This is a genomic window from Nakamurella alba (assembly GCF_009707545.1).
Classification (GTDB): Bacteria; Actinomycetota; Actinomycetes; order Mycobacteriales; family Nakamurellaceae; genus Nakamurella; species Nakamurella alba.
Genome location: NZ_WLYK01000017.1, coordinates 14,377 through 36,753, shown reverse-complemented (window position 1 = coordinate 36,753; position 22,377 = coordinate 14,377). Strand labels below are relative to the sequence as shown.

Genomic DNA, 22,377 nt, shown 5'->3' with positions numbered 1-22,377 from the left:
CGCTGTCCCGGTCGGTCCGGGGCCGGGCCAGGGCTCCGGCAGGGGCATGGGCCGAACGGCCACGGTGGTTGGGCCGTTCGTGTCAGACTGGCCGGGTCCTGCACCCGCGCCGAAGGGATCTCCGGCATCCGCACCGCCCGTTCGTCCCGCCCGACCCGTGCCGTCCCGGTGCTGCTGGCGCTGCTCGCGCTGCTGCTGATCGCAGCGCCGACCGCTGTGTCAGCCGCACCTGATGACCCGACCGGGACCGAGCAGTCCGAGCCCGCCGGCGAGGTGACCTGGAGCCCGGAAGCGGCGATCGGCGAGCTGCGCACCTCCGACTGGGCGGTGATGCCGGGGTCGGTGGCGGTGATCGACCGGACGGCCGTCGAGGCCGCGATCGGCGACTCCGGGATCAAGGTGCTGGTCACGCCGTTCTCCGGGCTGTCCGAGGAGGACCGGGACGCGCAGTACGACGCGATCAGCGAGGTGCGTGATGCGATCGAGGTCGACGACGTCGAGGTCATCGAGGTGACGGGGCTGAGCGTCGGCGCGAGCATCTTCGACATCGTGCCCAGCGACCTGGCGGAGCTGCACCCCGTGCTGGAGCGCTTCGACGTCACCGGGCAGGTGGTGGCCGCAGCGGTGTACCTGCAGACCCGGGAACTGCCCGACGACGCGCCGCAGGCCACACCGGCCACTGCCGCCACGGCCGCCGAGGTGGCCGCGACGGTGGCCGACCTGCGGCGGGATCCGGTCGTCGTCCGGGACGGCGCGGTGGTGGACAGCGACCCGGAACAGTTGTGGCGCAACAGATTGCCGGACGGGGCGCTGCGGCTGGTGGTGATGCCGCCGATCGCCGTAGGGAGCGACGACATCGGGCCGACCGCAGCTGATCTCGCGCCGTCGTTCCCCGGTGAGACGGTGGTGGTGCTGCGCGGGCGGTGGATCGACATCGCCGGCCCGGACCAGCAGGAACTGGACAGCGCGGTCGCCTGGTCCTACGGTTTCGCCTCCAGCGGGCTGTTCGGCTGGGAGCTCGACCCGGGTCCGCAGGTGGCCCTGGTCGCGCGACGACTGGCGGAGATCCGCTCCGGTGTCGTCACCGACCAGGCGACCCCCGACCGGTCCGACCCGCTCGGGTTCGTCCTGCGTGTGCTCCCGTTCGTCGCGCTCGCGACCGTGCTCGTCCTTGTCGTGGTGACCCTCCGGCGGCGTTCGCAGGAACGGGTGCAAGAACTGCAGGAGGCGGCGGACGCCGCCGACCGCCGGGCCGCTGCGGCCGCCCGGTTGCCGGACCTGGCGGCCGGGATCCTCGCCCTGGACGGTCTGGCCCGCACCGGCACCGATGCCGGCATCGCGCTCGAGCGGGCGAGCCGGAACTACCGCGAGGCCCGCCAGATCCTGACCGGCACCCCCGATTCCGATCGGGCCGGCGAGCTCGTCGACACCGCGGGCCGGGAGATCGCCACCGCCGCCGACCTTCTCGACGTGCCGAACGTGCCCGGAGCCCTGCGATGAACCGCCGGAACCCCACGAAGAAGCGCACCACCGTCGAGCTCTCGAAGCCAGGCCGTCCTGGCACCGGCAAGGGCCGGCCGGTCCCGCTCTCCGTCGGCCTTGCCGCGCGCCTGTCGCCGCGCCGCCCGCGGCGGATGCTGCTGCTCGTGCTCGTCGCGCTCCTCGCCGGCTGGACCTGGGCCTTCTGGCCACGGCTCACCCTGCCGTTCTCCGAGGCCGCAAATGCTGTCGAGGTGCTGGACTCGTCGGTGGTGTACGACCAGGGCACGCTCGATCAGGAGCAGCGGGCCGGGGTGGCGGGCGCCGTCGGCACCCGCCCGCTGATGCTCGCCTTCCTGGCCGGGGACGACACCGATGCCGGCGACTTCTGCAGTGCGGTGGTGGAGCGGATCGACGGCGTCATCCTGCTGGTGATCCAGGACGGCGAGTTCGCGTACGAGTGCTGGAGCGAGGACCTGCCCTACACCGACGACAGCTGGGTGGCCTTCGACGCGTACCTCTCCCGGTCCCTCGACCTGTCGACCCGGTACCTCGACGACCGACCTGTCGACATCGCCAGAACCGCTGCGCTGCAGTACGACTCGATGGTCCGCAGCGGTCGGCTGGTCGCCGGTGAACGGGAGTTCCGGGCCCCGGTCGGGGCGACCCTGGCCGGCGTCGGAGTCGCGCTCGGCGTGGTGGCCGGGGTGGTGCTGGTGGTCGTCGGGATCCGGGCCCTGGCGCTGGTGGCAGTCAGCAGCCGGGCCAGGACCGAGGCGCTGCGTCGCCGGCGTGAGGACCTGCAGGACGTGCTCGACGAACTCGCCCTGGTGGTCGTCGGTGCGGCGCCGGCCGATCCACGGCGGACGGCCATGCAGCCGTGGGCAGCCGGGACCGCTGCCGGCTACGCCGATCTCGCCCACCGGATGGGAGCGGCCGGCGAGGACGGCCTGGCGGATCTGACCCGGGAGGCCAAGGCGCTGCTGGACGCGGCCCAGTGGGGCGCGGACGGCGACGATGACGAGGACGACGCACACGGGCGTGGGAAGGGAGCGTCGCGATGAACGTGGAGCTGCTGGTCTGGATCGTGGTGGCGGTGCTGATCGTGGTGGTCGCACTGTGGCCGGTGCTGCGGCGGAACCGGCGCCGTGGCAGTGCGATCAGCGAGGTGGAGGCCCGTGCGTTGATCGAGAACCTGGAGAACGCCCTCGACGGGTCCGGTGTCGACCCGCGTGCCCGCCGCAAGGCCGAGCGGAACCTGCTGCTGGCCGGTGCCGCGATGTCCGGCACCGGCCGCGGACGGGCGGACCGGGCCGGACGCTGGGCGAAGGCAGGGCTGCGCGCGCTCGGCGGGTGAGCGGTACCGGCAGGTCGCCGGGGACTGCGTGGTCCGAACCTGCTGGCGGACAGCACATTCGCCGTCGGAGTCTTGACATGAACCGGTTTCAGTTCAGTAAGCTGGGGGCGCGCCAGGCATCGAGGCCCGGCCGGACGCTCCGGCGGTGCCCGGCGGCGTGGGAAAGGAGGCGGCGCGGATGAACTCCTCCGTCGAGCCGCAGTCGCAGGTCGACCTTCTCGTGATCGGGGCCGGGATGGCCGGACTCACGGCGGCCGCGCGCGCGGTGGACCGGGGCGCATCCGTGCTGCTGGTCGAGAGCAACGACGTGGTCGGGGGCAACGGCCGGTACGCGGGCTACATCTGGACCGCGCCGGATCACCAGGTGATGGCCGAGTGGAACCCGGACGGCGACGAGTCGCTGCGGCGCACGCTTGTCGACGGCCTCCCGGACGCCCTGGACTGGCTGCGGCACGTCGGTGTGGAGGTCGGGCCGGCGCAGAAGCAACTGGCCTTCGGCGTCGGGTACAAGTTCGACACGAACCACTACATTGACCTCTGCCGGGCCGTCGTGGTGGCCGGCGGAGAGCTGCTGACCAGCACGTTCACCGAGCGGCTGTTGACCGAGGACGGGGCCGTCGTCGGTGCGCTGCTCCGGCTCCCGGACGGCTCCTCCCGTGAGGTGCACGCCACCGCGACGGTGTTGGCGACCGGCGGCTTCCAGGGCGACCCGGACCTGGTCGCCGAGCTGGTGCACCCGGCGGCGCGGGACATCCCGCTGCGCTCGGGTCCGGCCAGCCGGGGCGACGGCCTCCGGCTCGGGCGGGTGGTGGGAGCTGCGGAGGCCGGGGACAACGCGGGCTTCTACGGGCATCTGATCCCGTCGGGGATCCCGTTCGCCGATCCTGCCGACTTCGTCGACCTGTCCCTGTACTACAGCGAGCACGGCCTGCTGTTCAACCTGGACAACGAGCGTTTCACCGACGAGAGTCTCGCCGACCACCTGACCACGATGGCACTGCTCGAGCAGCCGGAGGCCAGGGGGCTGTTGATCGCGGACGCGCGCGTGCACCGCGACTACATCATCAAGCCGTACGTCGCCGGGGCGCCGAGCACCGACAAGTACGCGATAGCCTACCGGCGCGGGGGCCGGTGCGGGATCGCCGAGAGCATCGACGAGCTGGAGGCCCTGCCGGAATCCTGGGGGTACGACGGCGCCGCGATCGCCGCACAGGTTCGCGCGTACAACGAGGCGGTGGCGGCGGGCTCGTCCCTGACTCCCGGCCGGAAGCTGGACGCCACGCCGCTCGACGAGCCGCCCTACTACGTGATCGAGGCGATCCCGGCCATCACCTTCCCGTTCCACGGGCTGCGGATCGACGACCGGGCAAGGGTTCTCGACGCAGCGGGCACGCCGATCCGGGGACTGTACGCCGCGGGGTCGGACTCCGGTGGCCTGTACGTCCGCGCCTACGCCGGTTCCCTGGCGCCGGCCGTGGTCTTCGGGCTGGCCGCGGCCGAGGACGCCGTCGCGACGTCGACGTCCGTTGCCCTGGAGCGCTCGTGAGTGACCGGGCCGCTGCCGGGTGGTTCGACGGACAGGTGGCGCTCGTCACCGGCGGTGGATCCGGGATGGGTGCCGCGACCGTGCGCCGGCTGGTCCGCGAGGGGTGCCGGGCCGTCGTCGCGGTCGACCTGTCGGCCGAGGGGCTGCGCCACACGGCGGAGTTCTCGGAGGTGATCGACACCGCGGTCGTGGACATCTCGGACCCGGCCGCGGTGGACGGAGTGTTCGCGGAGGCGCTCGGGAAGCACGGGCAGATCGATGTCGTCGTGCATGCGGCCGGGATCGACGATCCGTTCGCCAAGGCGGAGATCCTGTCAGCCGCGGAGGAGAAGCGCCCGGTGCTGGTGACCGACAAGGTGACCGACGAGATGTGGCGGAAGATCCTGGCGGTCAACCTGGACGGGACCTTCTACGTGCTCCGGGCCGCGGCCCGCGCGATGATCCCGCGTCGTTCCGGTGCGATCGTGACCATCGGCTCCTCGGCGGCGTTCGACACCTTCGCCGGGTACGCCGCGTACGCCGCGTCCAAGGCCGGGGTCCAGGCGATGAGTCAGTCGGTGGCGAAGGAACTCGCGCATTTCGGCATCCGGGTCAACACCGTGGCCCCGGGACCGGTGGACACCGCGATGGCGGCGCGCACACCGGCGTCGGTGCGGGAGGTGCTGGCCGCATCGGGAGCGCGGGGATACGCCTCGCCGGACGAACTGGCCGACACCATCGTGTATCTCGCCTCGCCCGGCGCGGTGAACGTCATCGGCGCCGTGGTGCTGAGCAACGGCGGCAGGTTCACAGCGTGAGGACGACGGACCATCGATGACACTGTCCCTCCCCACCATCAACTGGGTACGGTTCCCCGAAGGTGACACCGGGATCCCGGAGGCCACCAGAGGTCTCGAGGACCTGCTCACCACAGCGTCCGACGCAGGCTTCGGAGCGGTCGGGATCGACCTCTTCACCCTCGAGGCATCCGGGCTGAAGCCTGCCGGCGTCGCTGACGCCCTGGACTCCCGCGGGTTGCGCTGCACCGACGTCGGAGTCCTGTCCGTCGGCTCGGACGACGGGCTCGCCGCGGCGGAACGCCTGGGCGGACTCGCCGCCGCGGTCGGTGCCCCGGTGTGCGTGACGGTGATCGATGTGCCGCCGTCGGCCGACGTGGCAGCGCGGCTCCGGGCGAGCGCCGACGTGCTGGCGGAGTACGGCGTCCGGATGGCGCTGGAGTTCCTGCCCTACGGCCCGCTGTCCGCGCTCGAGGACACCGTCGACCTGTGCGGGCAGGTCGGCTGGTCGAACTGCGGGGTCCTGCTGGACAGCTGGCACTTCTTCAACAGCGGGTCCCCCTGGCAGGTGCTGAGCGAGATGGACGGCGAACAGATCGCTTTCGTCCAGATCAACGACGCCCCGCCGCCGATCACGGACGATCAACGATTCGAGAGCCGGTTCCGCCGCGTGGTGCCCGGGGCAGGTAGGTTCGACCTCCGGCGGTTCCTGGAATCCCTGGCCGCCATCGGGTATCGCGGTGTGATCAGCCCCGAGGTGCTGTCCACGGACCTGCAGCGACGAGATCCCCGTGACGCCGCAGTGATGATGCGGGATGCCCTCATCGCGCTGGGGGTCGGCGGCGGCGACGCGTGATCGACGGCCTCGTTCCGTTCCAGATCGGCACTCTGGTCGACGATCTGGACGCCACGATGGACCTGCATCGCTCGCTCGGCGTCCGGACATGGGTCAGCAGCGGCCGGACTGTCGGCCACTACTTCGACGCGGACCGCGCAGAGGTCGTCGACACCGGGGTGAGCATCGCCCTGGGACGGCTCGGGAGCGACACCTGCCTGGAGCTCATCGCTACCGATCGAAGCGGCTCAGTTCCGTGGGCGTGGGATCCGGCGCGCATCACCGCGACGTCCCACATCGGCTACTGGGTGGACGATGTCGCCTCCGCCGGGAACCGGCTGATCCGGCGTGGTGCGCGGCTGATCACGGCGAGGGTGCCGCCGGATGCCGGCGAGGACTTCGTCGCAGACCTCGTCCGGGGCCGGCTGCCGGTCGGCCTGCCGATGGTCTATCTCGAGGTGGGCGGCGGCCTGTTGGTGGAGCTGGTGTCGACGGCGCTGTGGAGCAGCGCTCTGCCCGCCGCGTTCGGCGAAGGGTTCACCGCAGCGGTGCCCGCACCGCCCGGCGCTCAGCCCTCCGTGCCGGGGATCGCCGGGCCGAGCAGGTCGTCGGCGTCCACGATCCGGTAGGCATAGCCCTGCTCGGCGAGGAACCGCTGCCGGTGCGCGGCGTAGTCGGTGTCGACCGTGTCCCGGGAGACGACCGAGTAGAAGTGCGCCTGTCGCTGGTCGGCCTTCGGGCGGAGCAGCCGGCCGAGCCGCTGCGCCTCCTCCTGGCGTGACCCGAAGGTGCCCGAGACCTGCACGGCCACCGTCGCATCCGGCAGGTCGATGGAGAAGTTGGCGACCTTGGAGACGACCAGCCGGCTGATCTCGCCGCTGCGGAAGGCGTCGAAAAGCCGTTCCCGCTCCGCATTCCGGGTGGAGCCCTGGATGACAGGGGCGTCGAGCGCCTCGCCGAGCTCGTCGAGCTGATCGAGGTAGGCGCCGATCACCAGGGTCGGTTCGTCCGGGTGCCGGTCCAGGATCGACCGGACCACGGGGATCTTGGTGCGGGCGGTGGAGGCGATCCGGTACCGCTCCTCCGGCTCGGCCACCGCGTAGGTGAGCCGCTCGTGTTCGGTGAGGGTGACCCGGACCTCGGTGCACTCGGCCGGTGCGATCCAGCCCTGCGTCTCGATGTCCTTCCACGGCGCGTCGTACCGTTTCGGCCCGATGAGTGAGAAGACGTCGCCCTCCCGGCCGTCCTCACGGACCAGGGTGGCGGTCAGGCCGAGCCGGCGGCGGGACTGCAGGTCGGCGGTCATCCGGAACACCGGTGCCGGCAGCAGGTGCACCTCGTCGTAGATCACCAGGCCCCAGTCCCGGGAGTCGAAGAGGTCGAGGTGCTTGTAGACGCCGCCGGACTTGCGGGTCATCACCTGGTAGGTGGCGATGGTGACCGGCCGGATCTCCTTGCGCTCGCCGGAGTACTCGCCGATCTCCTCCTCGGTGAGCGAGGTGCGCGCGATCAGCTCCCGCTTCCACTGCCGACCGGACACCGTGTTGGTGACCAGGATGAGTGTGGTCGCCGACGCCTGCGCCATCGCCGCGGCGCCGACCAGGGTCTTGCCGGCACCGCAGGGCAGTACGACCACGCCGGAACCGCCGGCCCAGAAGCCGGTGACCGCATCGGCCTGGTAGGAGCGCAGCTCCCAGCCGCTGGTGGTGTCCAGGCTGATCGGGTGGGCCTCGCCGTCGACGTACCCGGCCTCGTCCTCGGCGGGCCAGCCGACCTTCAGCAGGATCTGCTTGAGCCGGCCGCGCTCGGACGGGTGGACAGCGACGGTGTCATCGTCGATCCGCGCCCCCAGCATCGGCGAGACCTTCTTGTGCCGCAGGATCTCCTCCAGCACGGCGCGGTCCCGGCTGACCAGGATGAGCCCCAGCGTCGGATGGGTCTGCAGCACCAGCCGGCCGTACCGGCCCATGGTGTCGACCACGTCGACCAGCAGCGCCTGCGGGACCGGGAACCGTGACCAGCGGACCAGCGCGTCGACCACCTGCTCCGCGTCGTGCCCGGCAGCCCGCGCGTTCCACAGCGCGAGCGGGGTGATGCGATAGGTGTGCACGTGCTCCGGGGAGCGTTCCAGTTCGGCGAACGGTGCGATCTGCGCGCGCGCCGCCGGGGCATCGGCATGCCCGATCTCCAGCAGCAGCGTCTTGTCCGACTGCACGATCAACGGTCCGTCGTTCACCCGATCCTCTTCCTTCACCATCGCCCGCGGCCCGGGCCGTCACTGCAGCCCTCGACCCGTCCAGTGTGCCCCGCCCCGCCGACACCCCTTCGTCGTCGTTCAACGGCGGGCACCGGAGTGACATTCCGGGTACCGGGACGGCGTTGTGTCCGGTTCCTCCGGGTTCGCCCCGGTCAGTTGTCCACACCTGCCCCGAACGGCCCTCCGCGGTGTGTGGAAGCCGTTAGGGTTCGCACCGATCGATTCGGTACGCGAAGGGAATTGCCATGTCCACACCCACCGGGCCCGCCGGGCCGAACCCCGACCCGCAGGCAGGGGCCAGCGGCTACCCGGGCGGACAGCAGTACCCGCCGGCCGGCCAGTACCAGCCCGGCGGCCAGTACCCGCCGGCCGGCCAGTACCCGCCGGCCGGAGAGCCGTACCCGCAGGGGCAGCAGTACCCGGCGCCCGGTCAGCCGTACCCCGCGCCGGGCCAGGGCTACCCGCCGCCCGGCGGAGTTCCCGGCGCGCCTTTCGGCGCACCGCCGCCCCCGCCCGCCCGGGCGAAGAAGTCGCCGGTGGTCTACGTGCTCATCGGGGTGCTGGTGCTGGCCATCATCGGCGTCGGCATCTTCCTGTTCGTGCGGGAGGGCAAGACCGAGACCACCCGCGCCGCGGTCGGCGCCTGCATCGAGGTCAAGAGCGCGAGCGCCACCGACGCCGATACCGCGCAGATCGACTGCAACGACCCGAAGGCCGTGTACGTCGTCACCGAGACCGGAGGCAGTGACATCTCCTGCGACAGATCGGAGGCCGCGTACACCGAGGGCACCACCAGCGACGATCCGACCGACAAGGTCTGCCTGCGACTGAATCTCAAGGCGGGCGAGTGCTTCGATCCCGGGGCCACCGACTTCGACGCGCCGACCAAGGTCGACTGTGCGTCGGCTTCCGCCGCCACCGACTTCAAGGTGCTCGAGGTGATCACCGACAGCGCGGACGAGAACCGTTGTCCCGACGAGACGACGCAGGTGCTGCCGATCGAGAAGCGCAACATCGTCTACTGCTTCGGCGACGTCTGACAATTCCACCCGGAAACGTCCGGGGACGTGGTCGTCACGACCGCGTCCCCGGACGTTCGTGCATTCCCGGCCCTGCCGGCGCATTCCCGGCCCTGCGGTCGCGCCGGAGACCGATCAGCGGCCGGAGTGCCGCTCCAGGAAGTCGAGCACATCGGAGTCGTCGACGCCGGGGAAGACGCCGGGCGGCATGGCGGCGAGCAGGTGCGAGTGCGCCCGGGCGCTGGGCCAGACCCGGCCGGACCACCGCTCGGCGAGCTCGTCCGACGGCCGCGAGCAGCAGGCCGGGTCGGGGCAGCGGGAGGCGCCGCGCTCCGTGGTCTCCCGGCCGCGCATCCACTTCGCATGGGCGTAGGGCACGCCGACGCTCACCGAGAAGTCGCCCTGCGACGTGTGATCGACGATCGCCGTGCACCAATAGGTGCCGGACCCGGTGTCGGTGTACTGCTGGTACGACGCGGTCTGGTCGGGCTGGTCGAAGACCACCCGCGCGGTCCAGTAGCGGCACACCCGCTGCCCCTCGATCGCCCCGGAGCTGTCGGTGGGGAAGTGCACGCCGTCGTTGGCATAGGCCTTGTAGATGATCCCGGAGGCGGAGATGCGCATGAAGTGCACCGGCAGGCCGAGGTGCTCGGTGGCCAGGTTGGTGAACCGGTGCGCGGCCGTCTCGTACGACACCCCGAACGCATCGCGCAGGTCCTCGATGGCGATGTCCTTGCTCGCCTTCGCCGTGCTCAGCAGCCGGACGGCCGGGGTCTGCGGCACCAGGACGGCGGCGGCGAAGTAGTTGGTCTCCACCCGCTGCTCGAGGAAGTCGCCGTAGTCGGCGGGCACCTTGTGCCCGAGCACCACGTGTCCGAGGGCCTGCAGTGCCAGGGTGCGCGAGTTGTGCTGGCCCGCAGCCGGCTGGGGCAGGAAGATCCGCCGGTTCGCCAGATCGGTGACCGTCCGGGTGGACGGCGGCAGGTCGGTGGCGTGCTGGATCTCGAAGCCCAGGTGCGCCACCATCCGGTCCACCGTGACCCGGGTGACCGGGCCACCCTGGTAGCCGGTGTGCCGGAGCAGGTCCTCGGCGGTCTGCTCGACCTCGCGGAAGTAGTTGTCCTGGGCCCGCATGCGCTCGCGCAGCCCGGCGTTGGCCCGGCGGGCCTGTTCCGGGGTGGCCGCCCTCTCGGCCTGCATGGCGGCCATCGCGCGGTGCATCCCGACCAGCGCCTCCAGCGCCTCGGTGGGCAGCCGCGGCCCCGGCCGCACCGCCGGCACCTGCAGTGCCTGGAAGGCGGGGGAGCGCTGGGCCCGGACCAGCTCGATCTCCAGCGCCGCCCGGCGGCTCGGGGCCTGCTCGGACAGCAGCCCGGCCGGGTCGGTGCCGAGCGCGGCGGCGAGCGCGGCCAGCATGCTCAGCTTCGGCTCGCGCTTGCCGTTCTCGATCAGCGACAGGGCGCTGGCGGACAGCCCGACCTCGGCGCCGACCGCATCCAGGGTGAGCCCCTTGGCCCGCCGCAGGTGCCTGATACGGCGCCCCAGGGTCAGCGAATCCGTGGCGCCGTCGGCCTCCTCGACCTCGGGCGGCGGCAGCTGCGGCCCGGCGACCGTGCGTGGCCTGGCCGCTTCGCCGGATCCGCGCCGCCGGGTGTCGCTGGTGACCGCTGTCACCGTGGCCTTTGACATTGCTGCACGTTATCGCAAGAAGTGCAGTTCTTGACAGGAAATCTGTCTTGAAGAGAGTTGTTCCTTGACGCGACGGTGGTCCCACGCCTCACCGGCGGGACCACCGACGGTCCCGCAGCACCCGAAAGGAACGGCCGACATGACCGCCACGTTGGACACTCCCGGCACTCTCTCCCGCGCCGACGCCGCCACCCTGCTCGAGCAGGACTGGGCGACCGACCCGCGCTGGGCCGGCATCAAGCGGACCTACTCGGCGGCCGACGTGGTCAACCTCCGCGGCCGGGTCACCGAGGACTTCACCCTGGCCCGGATCGGCGCGGAGCGGCTGTGGGACCTGCTGCAGCGCAAGACGTTCACCCGCGCGCTGGGCGCGCTGACCGGCAACCAGGCGGTGCAGATGGTCCGCGGCGGGCTGGAGGCCATCTACCTTTCCGGCTGGCAGGTCGCGGCCGATGCCAACCTCGCCGGGCAGACCTACCCGGACCAGAGCCTGTACCCGGCGAACTCGGTGCCGGCCGTGGTCCGCCGGATCAACAACGCGCTGCTGCGGGCCGACCAGATCGACTGGGCCGAGGGCAACGACGAGACCGACTACCTGGTGCCGATCGTCGCGGACGCCGAGGCCGGCTTCGGTGGCCCGCTCAACGCCTTCGAGCTGATGAAGTCGATGATCGCCGCCGGCGCGTCCGGTGTGCACTGGGAGGACCAGCTGGCGGCCGAGAAGAAGTGCGGCCACCTCGGCGGCAAGGTGCTCATCCCGACCTCGCAGCACGTCCGCACGCTGAACTCGGCCCGGCTGGCGGCCGACATCAGCGGCACCCGCACGCTGGTCATCGCCCGCACCGACGCGCTCGCCGCCGATCTGCTGACCAGCGACGTCGACCCGATCGACGAGCCGTTCCTCACCGGCGAGCGGACCTCGGAGGGCTTCTTCCGGGTGCGCAGCGGCCTGGATCCGGTGCTCGCCCGGGCCAAGGCCTACGCCCCGTACTCCGACCTGATCTGGGTCGAGACCGGCACCCCCGACCTGGGTCTGGCCCGCGAGTTCGCCACCGAGCTGCACCGCGAGTTCCCGGGCAAGATGCTCGCCTACAACTGCTCGCCGTCGTTCAACTGGCGCTCGGCGCTCACCGACGCGCAGATCGCCACCTTCCAGGACGAGCTGGGGGACCTGGGCTACCGCTACCAGTTCATCACGCTGGCCGGCTTCCACGCGCTGAACCATTCGATGTTCCACCTGGCGCAGGGCTACTCGCGGCAGGGCATGACCGCCTACGTGGAGCTGCAGGAGGCCGAGTTCGCCGCTGCCGCAGACGGTTACACCGCGGTCAAGCACCAGGCGGAGGTCGGCACCGGCTACTTCGACAAGGTGTCCACCGCCATCAACCCCGACAGCGGCACGCTGGCCCTCGCCGGGTCCACCGAGGCCGAGCAGTTCCACTGATCGACGCCGGTACCAGCACAGCGATGACGAGAGGACACGACCGATGACCACCACCCTGCCCCGCACCCCGACGGTCCGTGGCACCATCCACCCCGGCTTCGAGACCATCCTGAGCGCCGAGGCGCTCGCCTTCGTGGCCACCCTGGACGGCGAGTTCGCCGGCCGCCGCGCGGAACTGCTGCAGGCCAGACGCGAACGGTCCAAGCGGATCTCGGCCGGCGAGAACCTGGACTTCCTGGGATCCACCCGGTCGATCCGCGCCGACGGGTCCTGGAAGGTCGCCCCGCCCGCCCCGGCGCTGACCCGGCGCCGGGTGGAGATCACCGGCCCGCCGACGCCGACGATGACGGTCAACGCGCTGAACTCCGGCGCCGACGTCTGGATGGCGGACTTCGAGGACTCCACCGCACCGACCTGGTTCAACATCGTCGACGGGCAGCACAACCTGTACCTGGCGCTGCGCGGGCAGTTGGACTTCGAGAAGAACGGCAAGCGTTACAGCGTCGGCGATGTCACGCCGACCGTGGTGGTCCGGCCACGTGGCTGGCACCTCTGCGAGAAGCACCTGACCATCGACGGGCGGCCGCTTCCGGCCAGCCTGGTGGACTTCGGCCTGTTCGTGCACCACAACGCGCAACTGCTGGCCGACCGGGAGCAGGGGCCGTTCTTCTACCTGCCGAAGCTGGAGTCGCACCTGGAGGCGCGGCTGTGGAACGACGCGTTCACCCTGGCCGAGGACACCTACGGGCTGGAGCGCGGCACCATCCGGGCGACCGTGCTGATCGAGACGCTGCCCGCGGCCTTCGAGATGGAGGAGATCCTCTACGAACTGCGGGAGCACGCGGCCGGTCTGAACGCCGGTCGCTGGGACTACATCTTCTCGGCGATCCGCACCTTCGCCCAGCGCGGCCAGGGTTACGACCTGCCGGACCGCGGTCAGGTCACCATGACCACCCCGTTCCTGCGGGCCTACACCGAATTGTTGGTGTCGACCTGCCACCGGCGCGGTGCGCACGCCATCGGCGGCATGGCCGCGTTCGTCCCGTCCAAGGACGACCCGGCGGCCACCACCCGGGCGCTGACCGCGGTGCGCGGCGACAAGACCCGGGAGGCCGGCGACGGCTTCGACGGCTCCTGGGTGGCGCACCCGGGCCTGGTCCCGGTGGTCGCCGAGGTGTTCGAGAAGGTGCTGGGCGACCGCCCGAACCAGCTCGAGCGGCAGCGGCCGGAGGTCCGGACCACCGCGGCGGACCTGCTGTCGCTGTCCCGCACCGCCGGGGAGGCGACGATGAGCGGCCTGCGGGCCAACGTCGCCGTGGCCCTGGAGTACCTGGCCGCCTGGATCGGCGGCTCCGGTGCGGTGGCGCTGCACCACCTGATGGAGGACGCGGCCACGGTCGAGATCTCCCGGGCGCAGGTGTTCCAGTGGATCCGCAACTCCACCCGGCTGGCCGAGGGCATCACCGTCAGCCGACCGCTGGTGCAGCGGATCCTGGCCGAGGAGATGACCCGGCTGACCCGGGACGCCGACGACGCCGCGAAGGCCCGGTTCGCCGCGGCCGAGGACGTCTTCACCGAGGTGGCCCTCGGTGAGTACATGCCCGGGTTCTTCACCAACTACGCCTACGTGAAGTACCTGCTGGACTCGCCGCTGCGGATGACCGGGCCGCTGGACCACCACAAGGATCTGCGGATGAGCGAGAACGTCTGACCCGCACCCCTTCTCCCGCACCACCCCCGCCGCGCGAGGATCAACTTCCACGACGCGTACGAAGATGCCGCATCTGGGACGGATGTGGCGCGAGTCGCCGACTTCGTACGCGCAGCCGAAGAAGATCCTCGCGCGGCGTGCTGCTCTAGGGTGGCCGCATGGGTGACAACGCGGTCGTTCTGGGCCTGGACATCGGAACCTCCAGCAGCAAGGCCGTGCTGGTCGACGCGGGCGGCACGGTGGTCGCCCGGGCGACCCGGCCCCACGGCACGTCCACCCCGCACCCCGGCTGGTTCGAGCAGGACGCCGACACCGTCTGGTGGGGCGACCTCGTCGCCCTCACCCGCGAGCTCGCAGCGACGCCGGACGTCCGGATCACCGCGGTCGGGATCAGCGGCCTGGGCCCGTGCGTGCTGCCCACCGACGCGCAGGACCGGCCGGTGCGCCCCGGCATTCTGTACGGCATCGACACCCGCGCCGGCGCCCAGATCGACGAGCTGGACGCACTTCTCGGTGAGGCAGAGATCCTCCGGCAGTCCGGGAACCGGCTGACCAGCCAGGCGGTCGGCCCGAAGCTGCTCTGGGTGCGGCAGAACGAACCCGACGCCTGGTCGCGGACCCGGCGGTTCCACACCACGGCCTCCTTCCTCGTCGCTCGGCTCACCGGCGAGTACGTGCTCGACCACCACTCGGCCAGCCAGTCAGCACCGCTGTACCGGCCCGCCGACCGCGACTGGAACCGGGAGTGGTGCGCACAGCTGTTCCCCGAGCTCGAGTTGCCGGCGCTGGCCTGGCCGGAGGACGTCGTCGGCACGGTGACCGCCGAGGCTGCCGCCGCCACCGGCCTGCCGCAGGGCATCCCGGTCACCGCGGGGACCATCGACGCCTGGGCCGAGGGGGTCAGCGTCGGCGCCACCGGGGTCGGCGACGTCATGGTCATGTACGGCACGACGATGTTCATCACCGCGGTCACCGAGCAGCCGCTGTCCAGCCCGGGCCTCTGGTCGACCGCCGGCGCCCGCCGCGACACCTTCACCCTGGCAGCCGGCATGGCCACCAGCGGCGCGGTCACCGACTGGTTCCGCCGGATCACCGGCGAGGACTACGCCGGCCTGGTGGACGCGGCGGGGGAGGTGCCGGCCGGATCCCGCGGGCTGCTGATGCTGCCGTACTTCGCCGGTGAGCGGACGCCGCTGTTCGAGCCGGATGCCCGCGGCGTCGTCGCCGGCCTGACCCTGGACACCGGCCGCGGCGAGCTCTACCGGGCGATCCTGGAGGCGATCGCCTTCGGCGTCCGGCACAACCTGCAGGCCTTCACCGACGCCGGCGCCCGACTCGACCGGCTGGTCGCCGTCGGCGGTGGCTCGCAGAGCGCGCTCTGGCCGCGCATTGTCAGCTCGGTGACCGGCTTCCCGCAGCAACTGACCAGGGAGAACATCGGCGCCGCGCTGGGCGATGCCTACCTCGCCGCGGTGGCGACCGGCTTGGACCCGGACATCACGGAGTGGAACCCGGTGGTCGGCGAGACCCGGCCGGACGGCGACTGGCAGCAGGTGTACGACCGGCTCTGGCCGCACTACCTCGGCCTGCACACCTCCACCCGCGGCATCCAGCAGGTCCTGGCCCAGCTGTCGCGGGAGCGGACCGGCTGATCCGCCGCCCGCGGCGTGCAAGGGTGTACGGGTGACCGACGACCTCGCCGACCGCCCGGCCTCCGACGAGGTGCTGGACCCCGAGGCCGTCGTCGAGCTGCTGACGCCGCCGCCGGCCACCGACGCCGACACCCTGTTCGACCATTTCACCGACTGGGCGCAGCGGCGCGGGACGGTGCTGTACCCGCACCAGGAGGAGGCCCTGCTGGAGATCGTCTCCGGCAACCACGTGGTCGCGGCCACCCCGACCGGCTCCGGCAAGAGCATGATCGCCACCGCCGCGCTGTTCGTCGCGCTGGCCACCGGCCGCCGGTCGTACTACACGGCCCCCATCAAGGCGCTGGTGAGCGAGAAGTTCTTCGACCTCACCGACATCTTCGGCCCGGCATCGGTCGGGATGATCACCGGCGACTCCGCGGTCAACGCCGACGCCCCGATCATCTGCTGCACCGCCGAGATCCTCGCGCTGGTCGCCCTGCGCGGCGGCCGCGACTCGGACCCGGGCATGGTGGTGATGGACGAGTTCCACTACTACGGCGACCGGCAGCGCGGGTGGGCCTGGCAGGTGCCGCTGCTCGAGCTGGACCGTCCGCAGTTCGTGCTGATGTCGGCGACCCTGGGCGACATCCGCCCGCTCGCCGACGACCTCGAGCAGCGGACGGAGCGTGCGGTCAGCATCATCGACGACGCGAAACGTCCGGTGCCGCTGCACTTCTCGTACGTCACCATGCCGCTGCAGGAGACGCTGGAGGAACTGCTGTCCACCGGACTGGCGCCGGTCTACATCGTGCACTTCACCCAGGCCGCGGCGCTGGAGCGGGCACAGGCGCTGATGAGCGTCACCGTCGCCTCGCGTGCCGACCGGGACGCCATCGCCGAGCTGATCGGCGACTTCCGGTTCTCCGCCGGGTTCGGCCGCACGCTGTCCCGGCTGGTCCGGCACGGCATCGGCGTGCACCATGCCGGCATGCTCCCCAAGTACCGTCGCCTGGTCGAGAAGCTCGCCCAGTCAGGCCTTCTCAAGGTCATCTGTGGGACGGACACCCTCGGCGTCGGCATCAACGTACCGATCCGCACCGTGCTGCTCACCCAGCTGTCCAAGTACGACGGTCACCGCACCCGCCTGCTCACCGCCCGCGAGTTCCACCAGATCGCCGGGCGCGCGGGCCGGGCCGGCTTCGACACCTCCGGCGATGTCGTGGTGCTCGCGCCGGAGCACGTGATCGAGTACGAGCGGGCGTTGGCGAAGGCCGGGGACGACCCGGCGAAACGCCGGAAGGTGCAGCGCCGCAAGCCTCCCGAGGGTTTCGTGGCCTGGACGGAGCAGACCTACGACCGACTGCTCGCCGCTGATCCGGAGCCACTGGGATCGCACTTCCGGGTCAGTCACAGCATGATCCTGTCGTTGCTGGCCCGCCCCGAGGACGCCTTCACCGCGATGCGCCGGTTGATCGAGAGCAGCCACGACCCGCGACCACGTCAGCTCCGACATGCGTTGCGGGCACTCGCGATCGGCCGCGCGCTGCTGACCGCCGGCGTGGTGGAGCGACTGGACGAGCCGGACGAGTACGGCCGTCGGTACCGGCTGACCGCCGACCTGCAGGTGGACTTCGCCCTGGACCAGCCGCTGGCCCCGCTGGCGCTGGCCGCCCTGGACATCCTGGACCGGGAGTCGGAATCGTATGCGCTGGATGTGGTCTCGCTGATCGAGGCGATCCTGGACGGTCCCGGTCCGGTGCTCTCGGCGCAGCGCTTCAAGGCCCGCGGCGAGGCGGTGGCCGCGATGAAGGCCGACGGCATCGAGTACGAGGAGCGGATGGAGCTGCTCGAGGACGTCGAATACCCACGCCCGCTGGCCGATCTTGTCGAGGTGGCCTACGAGACCTACCGCAAGGGTCACCCGTGGGTGGCGGAGTACGAGCCGCAGCCGAAGTCGGTGGTGCGGGACCTGTACGAGCGGGCCATGACCTTCGGCGAGTTCATCGCCTTCTACGGCCTGCAGCGGTCGGAGGGCGTGGTGCTGCGGTACCTGGCCGATGCGTACCGGGCGCTGCGCCGGACGGTGCCGGAACAGGCTCGGACCGAGGACCTGCAGGACATCATCGCCTGGCTCGGCGAACTGGTCCGTGGTGTCGACTCGAGCCTGCTCGACGAGTGGGAAGCACTCGCGCACCCGGACGACGAGGATCCGGCGACACCCGGGGCCGGGATCCGGCCGCCGTCGGCGTCCCGGGGGATCAGTGCGAACGTGCGGGGCTTCACCATCCTGGTGCGGAACGCGCTCTTCCGGCGCGTCGAGCTGGCGAGCCGGGGAGCCTTCGCCGAACTCGGGGAACTCGACGGCGGGGCGGGCTGGGACTCGGCCCGCTGGCAGGAGGCGATCGAGGACTACCGCGACGAGTACGACCACCTCGGCACCGGCGGGCCTGCCCGCTCGGCGGCGCTGGTCGTCATCGACAAGGAGCCCGGCGTCTGGCACGTCCGGCAGATCTTCGACGATCCCGACGGCGACCACGACTGGGGCCTGCGCGCCGACGTCGACCTGGCCGCCTCCGACGAGGAGGGCGAGATCGTTCTGACGCTGCGTGACGTCGGTCCGGCCTGATCCTCTTGATCCTGCCGACTCCCGATGCACCCGAACGTGCTGCATTCCGCTCGTATCGTGCCCATCTTGGGTAGGCTGGGTGTCGAATCACCGGCTGAAAGGGTGGGATTCGACGTTTGCGGAGCTGATTGACCACGCTCCGTGACCTCAATGAGGAGGTGCGGTGGGAAGGCACGAGCAGCCGAAGGTGCACCGGGGGTGGGTCGCGGCGATCGTCGTGGTGGTCGCTGCGGCGGTGATCACTGCCGTGGCGCTGCTGATCATCCGCCCCGGATCCGGTACGGAAGGTGCTGCACAGCGCGGTACCTCGGATCCGTCGGCCGCTCCGGTCGTGTCCGATCCCGAGGAATCCGATCCCGGAAACTCGGTGCCTGGCGCCACGGGGACCACGGGGACGGATGCCGCGTCCCCGCCGGCGGTGCCTTCCGTGCCTTCCGTGCCCTCCGGTTCCGGGACGTCGACCGGTGCGCCCGCTCCTTCTCCGACGCCCACCTCTTCGGTATCAACGAGCGGTTCACCATCGACTGCGCCGTCCACCACTGCGCCGTCCACCACTGCGCCGTCCACCACTGCTCCGCCGACCTCGGAGCCGCCGGCCACGACTCCGCCCGCGACGCCGCCGGCCACCTGCACGTCGGTCGGCACCGTCCGCATCGCCACCACCACCGGGTTCGCCCCGGTCGTCCGGGCGGCGGCGGAGGACGCCTGCGTCGATCTCGCCCTCACCGTCGTCGACACGTCCGACGGTGCGCGGCTGCTGCGCAACGGCACCGTCGACGCGTGGATCCCGGACTCCCGCGAACGCGCCGCGGCCCTCGGGGTGGCGGCTGCGACCGGCGCGCGGAGCATGGCGGGCAGCCCCGTGGTGCTCGCGGCGGCGCCGGCGCTGGCGAGCTCGCTGAACTCCTCCGGGTCCAGCTGGGCCTCGCTGCTCGACCCGGCCGCCCACGCCGGGACCACCCTGCAGATCCAGTCACCGGCGACGTCCGGCACCGCCACCGACATCGCCGGCCGGCTCACCGGTCTCGCCACCGCGGACACCGGGGACGGGTACTCCGGGGTCGGGGTGGCGTCGGCCGTGCTGAAGACGGCGCGTCCGGTCGATGCGGGCCGGGTCATCCCCGACGGGCACCTGCGGGTCACCGAGCAGCGACTGCTGAACAGCCCGCGCGGGCCGCTCGGAGTGGTGGTGAAGACCGCCGAAGGTGTTCCGGCACTGGCGTATCCGTGGATGAACCTGCGCCCGTCGTCCCCGGCGACCGCTGCCCTGCAGCAGTCGCTGCTCGGCGCGGCCGGCGACAAGGCCCGTGCCGCTGCCGGTTTCACCAAGCCCGGCACCAAGGAGATCGATCTTCCGGGTGTCGGCCGGATGGCGGTGCTGCCGCCGCTGGACGCGGTCACCCTGACGAACGCCCGCTCGCTGACCGACAAGGCCTGGCCGCTGGACGTGCTGACCGTCGTGGACGTGAGCGGATCGATGGGGGACAAGGGGGACGGCACGCCGACCCCGCTGGCGACCGCTCGTGCGGCCGGCGAGGCATTGCCGGCGGCGCTGCCGGTCGGGTCCCGGATGGGCCTCTGGATCTTCGGCAACCAGCTCGACGCCCCGCGGGACTGGATCGAGCGGGTGCCGCTGACGACCCTGGACCCCGCCGGCACCGCGACCCTGCAGGACTCGCTCGCCCGGGCGGAGGTGCTGCCGACCGGCACCGCTTTCTACAACACCCTCGTCGATGCCTATGCGGCGGCGAGGGACTCGGCCCGACCAGGAGCCCGGACCGTGCTCGCCGTGATGACCGACGGCCGGAACGAGGATGTCGACGGCGGGCAGGACCTCGACGGCACGGTCGCGGCGTTGCAGGCGGCCCGCGATCCGGAGCGCCCGGTCACCCTGGTGCTACTCGCCTTCGGTGATGCCGATCTCGATGCCCTCGGCCGCCTCGCCGACGCCGTCGACGGCACCGTGATGACCGTCGACTCCGCCGACCAGATCGCCGGGGTGCTGCTCACCGCTGCTCGTTGATCCCGTCTGTGGTGGGTGCTCCGGTCTGGAGACGAGGTGGTCGAGGGTGCGCACCGGAATCGGGGACCTTTTCCATCGCCTGCCGATGGTTGCGGTCCCCGATCGGAGCGGTCGACGCCGGTGGGGAGGTGGTCGGGTCCGTAGCGCGGTGAGGGGCCGGCCGCGGGTGGTGCGGTGGGTGGCCCGATCGGGGACCATTTCCATCGCCGGCCGATGGTTCCGGTCCCCGATTCCTTCGAGGTGGGCCTGCGTTCGCACCCGTGGTCGGGGCCACGCCCACCGCCGCCCGGATCGCGGAACCCGGTGCCGATCAGCCGGCGATCGGAACCGCTCCGGGGCGTCGAGAAACCCGCCCGCTGCGGGACTCCCGCCCCTCCAGGCGCTGTCCACCAGCCGGCACCGGGCACCAACGCCGAACGCCCCCACCCGACGAGCGGGAGGGGGCGTTCAGGGACGATGGATCAGCTGGAGCCGTAGAGGGCGGACCGGGTGATCCAGTCCTCCCACGGGATGGCCCAGTCGTAGATGTCGCCCTCGGACTCGGTGAGGGGGATGGAGGAGCCGGTGATCTCGACCGGGTCACCCCAGAGCGCCTCCTCCTGGTACTCCTTGGCCCGGTCGTAGGTCAGGTTGATGCAGCCGTGGGTCACGTTCTCGTAGCCCTGCACGTCGGCGGTCCCGTCGTTGGCGTGGATGAACTCGCCGTTGTTGGAGATCCGGGTGGCGTAGTAGGCCTTGAAGTCGGTGTAGCCGTAGGTCGGGTTGCTCATCAGGTAGAGGTCGTGCTTCTCCATGACGATGTAGGTGCCGCTGCGGGTCACCCGGCCCGGATCGCCCTCGTAGCCGAAGGACGCCGGGTAGTCGTGGACCAGCTTGCCGTCGCGGAAGACCTGCAGCCGGTGGGTCTGCACGTCGCCCTTGGTGACCTGGGCGCGGCCGATGGAGAAGGTCGCGACCTTGTCCTCCTCGCCCCACAGCCCGTTGCCCATGTCCACGCCGTACATGTCGGCGGTCACGGTGACCTTGGTGCCGGCCTTCCAGTAGTTCTTCGGCCGCCAGTCCAGGCCCCAGCCGTCGTCGTGCTGGATCCAGGCGAAGGAGCCCTCGGTCTTCGGCGACGTGGTGACGGTGATGGCCTTCTCGATGTTCGCCCGGGCGGTCTGGTCGGTGATGTCGGTGCCGATGCTGACCAGGATCGGGGCGGCGATGCCGACGACCCGGTCCTCACGCGGGGAGATGTTGACCGAGACGATCCCGTCCGGCGCCGCGGTCTTCCAGGAGCCCTTGAGCGCGGTGCTGCCGCCGGCGTTCTTCGCGGTACCGGACAGCGTGTAGGTCCGGCCGTAGCCGAGCACCTCGGCGGTGGTCCAGGACTTCTTGTCGGCGCTCAACTTGCCGATGACCGAGCCGCCCTCCTCGTTCACCAGCTTGACCGAGGTGATGGTGCCGGTCTTCGTGCTGACCGTGATGGCGGTCCGCGGGGAGATGTTGTCGGCGCCGGACTTCGGGCTGGTGGCCACGGTCGGCTTCGCGATGGGCGCGGGGGTCGAGGTCGTGGTGGAGGTCGTCGTGGAGGTGGAGGTCGAACTGCTCGACGAGGAGGACGTCGTCGAGGAGTCGGTGGAGGTGGTCACGCTGGTGACCGACGGCAGGCTCGGCACGCTCACCGAGGTGGTGGCGCTGGGGGCGGTGGTGGTCGCTGCGGCCGGGGAGGTGGTGCCGATCGCGGGCGCGGTGATCGCCGGGTCGGCCGCGCCGGCCGAGGTGCACGCGGTGAGCGCGAACCCGGTGACCACGGCCGCGAAGGCCGCAGTGATCCCGGAAAGGAGTGATCGCTTCATGGTGGTACCCGTCCCGCCCCGCAGGGCCCCTCGCCGTGCTGTTGGTGATCCCGGGGTGCGGCGCGGAGCGCGATCGGTGCACGTGAGGACCTGATGTGCAGGTTAGACGCGCGAAGTCACGGATCGGTTGAGTTCGGCCGGAC

At 71.4% G+C, this 22,377-nt stretch carries 17 protein-coding genes; 14 read left to right on the top strand and 3 right to left on the bottom strand.

Going from position 1 to position 22,377, the window contains the following annotated elements; all coding sequences use genetic code 11:
* Nucleotides 1–168 precede the first annotated feature (168 nt).
* The 7 genes from GIS00_RS25250 (at nucleotide 169) to GIS00_RS25220 (ending at nucleotide 6,622) form a co-directional block, all read left to right on the top strand.
* Complete coding sequence (locus tag GIS00_RS25250) at nucleotides 169–1,500, top strand: hypothetical protein (RefSeq protein ID WP_154771246.1); 1,332 nt, start codon at nucleotides 169–171, stop codon at nucleotides 1,498–1,500.
* On the top strand, nucleotides 1,497–2,543 hold the full coding sequence (locus GIS00_RS25245; RefSeq protein WP_154771245.1) for a hypothetical protein: 1,047 nt from the start codon (nucleotides 1,497–1,499) through the stop codon (nucleotides 2,541–2,543). The genes GIS00_RS25250 and GIS00_RS25245 overlap by 4 nt, the downstream gene beginning before the upstream one ends.
* On the top strand, nucleotides 2,540–2,836 hold the full coding sequence (locus GIS00_RS25240) for a hypothetical protein (RefSeq protein WP_154771244.1): 297 nt from the start codon (nucleotides 2,540–2,542) through the stop codon (nucleotides 2,834–2,836). The genes GIS00_RS25245 and GIS00_RS25240 overlap by 4 nt, the downstream gene beginning before the upstream one ends.
* A gap of 178 nt (nucleotides 2,837–3,014) precedes the next feature.
* Nucleotides 3,015–4,382 carry an FAD-dependent oxidoreductase gene (locus GIS00_RS25235; RefSeq protein WP_154771243.1) on the top strand — a complete coding sequence of 456 codons (1,368 nt, stop codon included), beginning with the start codon at nucleotides 3,015–3,017 and terminating at the stop codon, nucleotides 4,380–4,382.
* Nucleotides 4,379–5,179, top strand: coding sequence for an SDR family NAD(P)-dependent oxidoreductase (locus GIS00_RS25230; RefSeq protein ID WP_322098418.1), 801 nt, complete (start codon nucleotides 4,379–4,381; stop codon nucleotides 5,177–5,179). The genes GIS00_RS25235 and GIS00_RS25230 overlap by 4 nt, the downstream gene beginning before the upstream one ends.
* Nucleotides 5,180–5,195: 16 nt before the next feature.
* Nucleotides 5,196–6,014 (top strand): sugar phosphate isomerase/epimerase family protein, encoded by an 819-nt coding sequence (locus GIS00_RS25225; protein ID WP_154771242.1) that lies wholly within the window; start codon nucleotides 5,196–5,198, stop codon nucleotides 6,012–6,014.
* The gene (locus tag GIS00_RS25220; RefSeq protein WP_154771241.1) at nucleotides 6,011–6,622 is read left to right on the top strand and encodes a VOC family protein; all 612 of its coding nucleotides are present in this window, start codon (nucleotides 6,011–6,013) and stop codon (nucleotides 6,620–6,622) included. The genes GIS00_RS25225 and GIS00_RS25220 overlap by 4 nt, the downstream gene beginning before the upstream one ends.
* Here GIS00_RS25220 and GIS00_RS25215 read toward each other — a convergent pair.
* On the bottom strand, nucleotides 6,562–8,229 hold the full coding sequence (locus GIS00_RS25215; RefSeq protein ID WP_322098417.1) for a DNA repair helicase XPB: 1,668 nt from the start codon (nucleotides 8,227–8,229) through the stop codon (nucleotides 6,562–6,564). The genes GIS00_RS25220 and GIS00_RS25215 overlap by 61 nt on opposite strands.
* 266 nt (nucleotides 8,230–8,495) lie before the next feature.
* Here GIS00_RS25215 and GIS00_RS25210 point away from each other — a divergent pair, with 266 nt between their 5' ends.
* Nucleotides 8,496–9,290 (top strand): LppU/SCO3897 family protein, encoded by a 795-nt coding sequence (locus tag GIS00_RS25210; RefSeq protein ID WP_154771239.1) that lies wholly within the window; start codon nucleotides 8,496–8,498, stop codon nucleotides 9,288–9,290.
* 114 nt (nucleotides 9,291–9,404) lie between these two features.
* On the opposite strand, the gene GIS00_RS25205 is transcribed toward GIS00_RS25210, so the two are convergent.
* A complete protein-coding gene (locus GIS00_RS25205; RefSeq protein ID WP_154771238.1) occupies nucleotides 9,405–10,958 on the bottom strand; it encodes a helix-turn-helix transcriptional regulator in 1,554 nt (517 codons plus the stop codon).
* A gap of 139 nt (nucleotides 10,959–11,097) precedes the next feature.
* Between GIS00_RS25205 and aceA the strand changes: the two genes are divergently transcribed.
* The 5 genes from aceA to GIS00_RS29200 all read left to right on the top strand — a co-directional run bounded on the left by aceA (nucleotide 11,098) and on the right by GIS00_RS29200 (nucleotide 20,393).
* Nucleotides 11,098–12,402, top strand: coding sequence for an isocitrate lyase (gene aceA, locus GIS00_RS25200; protein ID WP_154771237.1), 1,305 nt, complete (start codon nucleotides 11,098–11,100; stop codon nucleotides 12,400–12,402).
* Between the two features lie 43 nt (nucleotides 12,403–12,445).
* On the top strand, nucleotides 12,446–14,113 hold the full coding sequence (gene aceB, locus GIS00_RS25195) for a malate synthase A (protein WP_154771236.1): 1,668 nt from the start codon (nucleotides 12,446–12,448) through the stop codon (nucleotides 14,111–14,113).
* 158 nt (nucleotides 14,114–14,271) lie between these two features.
* The gene (locus tag GIS00_RS25190) at nucleotides 14,272–15,765 is read left to right on the top strand and encodes an FGGY-family carbohydrate kinase (RefSeq protein WP_154771235.1); all 1,494 of its coding nucleotides are present in this window, start codon (nucleotides 14,272–14,274) and stop codon (nucleotides 15,763–15,765) included.
* Between the two features lie 97 nt (nucleotides 15,766–15,862).
* Nucleotides 15,863–18,370, top strand: a complete 2,508-nt coding sequence (locus GIS00_RS25185) for a DEAD/DEAH box helicase (protein ID WP_154771288.1) — start codon at nucleotides 15,863–15,865, stop codon at nucleotides 18,368–18,370.
* A gap of 163 nt (nucleotides 18,371–18,533) precedes the next feature.
* The gene (locus GIS00_RS29200; protein WP_154771234.1) at nucleotides 18,534–20,393 is read left to right on the top strand and encodes a VWA domain-containing protein; all 1,860 of its coding nucleotides are present in this window, start codon (nucleotides 18,534–18,536) and stop codon (nucleotides 20,391–20,393) included.
* Between the two features lie 461 nt (nucleotides 20,394–20,854).
* Here GIS00_RS29200 and GIS00_RS25175 read toward each other — a convergent pair whose 3' ends face one another.
* Nucleotides 20,855–21,835 (bottom strand): L,D-transpeptidase, encoded by a 981-nt coding sequence (locus GIS00_RS25175; RefSeq protein WP_322098436.1) that lies wholly within the window; start codon nucleotides 21,833–21,835, stop codon nucleotides 20,855–20,857.
* Between GIS00_RS25175 and GIS00_RS29195 the strand changes: the two genes are divergently transcribed.
* Nucleotides 21,792–22,328, top strand: a complete 537-nt coding sequence (locus GIS00_RS29195) for a hypothetical protein (protein WP_154771232.1) — start codon at nucleotides 21,792–21,794, stop codon at nucleotides 22,326–22,328. The two genes, GIS00_RS25175 and GIS00_RS29195, sit on opposite strands and share 44 nt — an antisense overlap.
* The last annotated feature ends 49 nt before the right edge of the window (nucleotides 22,329–22,377 follow it).